This window comes from Rhodoblastus sp., assembly GCF_041915505.1.
Taxonomy (GTDB): domain Bacteria; phylum Pseudomonadota; class Alphaproteobacteria; order Rhizobiales; family Beijerinckiaceae; genus Rhodoblastus.
The window spans coordinates 1-2,290 of the sequence record NZ_JAYSBG010000467.1; the positions used below are offsets into that span (position 1 = coordinate 1).

The 2,290-nt window shown below is 65.4% G+C and carries 2 protein-coding genes and 1 pseudogene; 1 reads left to right on the top strand and 2 read right to left on the bottom strand.

Annotated features, from left to right (window positions below; all coding sequences use genetic code 11):
- A partial coding sequence (locus tag ACE3S9_RS18700) for an FAD:protein FMN transferase (protein WP_374547981.1) occupies nt 1-870 on the top strand: 870 nt, incomplete at its 5' end.
- A gap of 191 nt (nt 871-1,061) precedes the next feature.
- Here ACE3S9_RS18700 and pqqC read toward each other — a convergent pair.
- Nucleotides 1,062-1,826, bottom strand: a complete 765-nt coding sequence (gene pqqC, locus ACE3S9_RS18705) for a pyrroloquinoline-quinone synthase PqqC (protein ID WP_374547982.1) — start codon at nt 1,824-1,826, stop codon at nt 1,062-1,064.
- A 97-nt stretch (nt 1,827-1,923) separates the two neighbouring features.
- Nucleotides 1,924-2,290, bottom strand: a pseudogene (locus tag ACE3S9_RS18710) (hypothetical protein); the annotation flags it as partial.

The window sequence follows — 2,290 nt, forward strand, 5'->3', positions numbered from 1 at the left end:
ACCGGCGTCGCCTTGACCATTGTCGGGCTCGACGAGCGCGAGGCGGAAGCCGCGCTCGATGCGGGCTTCGCGGAGATCCGCCGGCTGGAGCGCATCGCCGGCCTTTCGACGCCGGGCAGCGACATCTGCCGCCTCAATGCCGAGGGGCGGCTGGAGCGGCCCGACCCGGCCTTGCTCGACATGCTTAGGGTCGCGGATGACATGCACCGCGCCAGCGACGGCGCCTTCGACGTGACCGTGCAGCCTCTATGGATTTTCTACGATTCCTACGCCAAACGCGGCGCATGGCCGACCGAGGAGGAGGCCGCGCCAGCGCGCGCCTTGATCGGCCAGCAGCGCATCTGTCACGATGAAGCGGCGATTTCTTTTGAGACGCCCGGCATGGGCATCACGCTGAACAGTCTGACCCATGGCTATGCGGCCGACAGCGTGGCCAAGCTTTTGGCGGAGCGCGGCGTCAAACAGGCTTTCGTCGATACGGGCGAGATGGAATCGCTCGGCCATGCCGCCAATGATCGCGAATGGACCGCGGCGGTGCGCCATCCCCGCCAGCGCGACGCCATGCTCGGCACGGCGCCGGTCAGCGGCTGCATGGCGACGGCGGGCGATTACGCCTATACATGGTCGGAGGATTTCTCGCGCCACCACATTCTCGACCCGCGCACGGGCTATTCGCCGGCGTCCTTCGCTTGCGTGACGGTGATCGCGCCGACGGCGGTGGTGGCTGATGCGTTGTCGACCACGGTTTCGGTGGTCGGCCCGGACGAGGGCGCGAAATTGTTGAAACGTTTCGACGCCGAAGCCTATGGCGTAACCAAGGCCGGCAAAGTCTGGGTGACGCCGGGATTCCCGCGCAAAAATCTGGCGTGAGCGCCGCAGCCCCTTCTCCCCTTGCGGGAGAAGGTGGCTCGCCGAAGGCGAGATGGATGAGGGGGCGCCGTGACGGACCCCTCATCCGGCGCTGACGCGCCACCTTCTCCCGCCATAGGGCGTCCGCGAGGACGGCCGTTCTTCCGAACGGCCTAAGGGGAGAAGGGAAGCCCGTCGCGATGGATCGATCGCTACGGTTTGGGGACAAACGCTCCCGGCGGGATCATGCCCTGCACATAAGCGAGATAAAGCGCGTCGAGCTGCGCCCACAGCACATTGCATTTGAACTGCACCGCCTTCACGCAGGCGTCCTGTTCGGCCCGCGTCTTGGCGTGGGTCTTCACATAGTCCAATGCGAAATCGGCGTCGCGCGGCGCCTGCGACAGGCGGCGCTTGAAATAGGCCATCACATCGTCGCTGACGAAGCTGTAATTCTCCAGCATGCCGGAAATGCGCTCGCGATGAATCTTCGGCGCGAATAATTCGGTCAGCGAGGAGGCGACGGCGACGACCAGCGGCTGCTCGGTCACATAGCGCACATAGGCCTCGACGGCGAAGCGCGTGGCGGGCAGGGCGCCGTCCTTCGCGATGACATAGGAGCGGTCCAGCCCAAGCCCGTCGGTCAGGACCAGCCAACGCTCGATGCCGCCTTCTTCTTCCTCCAGGCCGTCATGGTCGTGCATGCGATGGATCCATTCGCGGCGCAGCGCGCGGTCATCGGTGCGGGCCATCAGCGCCGCGTCCTTGCGCGGCACGGCGTCCTGGTAGCAATAGCGGTTCAGCGCCCAGGCCTGGACCTGGCCCTTGTTCATCTGCCCGCCATGCAGCATTTTGTGGAAAATATGCTTGTCGTGGTACCGCTCGGCGCCAACGGCGCGGATGGCGGCTTCGAATTCTTCCGGCGTCAGAAGGTCGGTTGGCGCGGAGACCTTTTCGGCCAAAGCGGCGCTGCCCATTTGTTCGCTCCCATTGTTGTTCTTGCGTCCATAGGGCGTCGAAAGACGCCCGTCTCGACGGGCTAAGGGGTGTCAAAGACGCCCGTCTTTCGACGGGCTATGACGCGCCTTCCGAATTACCATTCCCCGGCTCTTCGATCACGTGATAAATTGCCGCGGAAGCCCTTAGTTTTGTAAGAATTTCGTCACGCGCGCCACGCGGTTCCGCGATCGACAGCCGGCCCCGGATGCGCGCCGGCGCGTGGTCGAGAAAAATGACTTCGTCGGCCAGCAGCAAGGCGTCGTCGAGGTCATGGGTGGCGATCAGCGCGGTGATCTTTTGCGCGTCGATACGGCTCGCCAGCAGCGCGCGCAGGCGCAGATGCAGCGCGCGGTCGAGCGAGGCGAAGGGCTCGTCCAGCAGCACGAGCTGCGGCGCGATGGCGAAGGCCCGCGCGAGCGCCACACGCCGCGCGAGGCCGAGC

Excerpts from the sequence above, each read along its gene's own strand:
- pqqC (WP_374547982.1), bottom strand. The coding sequence starts at position 1,826 with ATGGGCAGCGCCGCTTTGGCCGAAAAGGTCTCCGCGCCAACCGACCTT.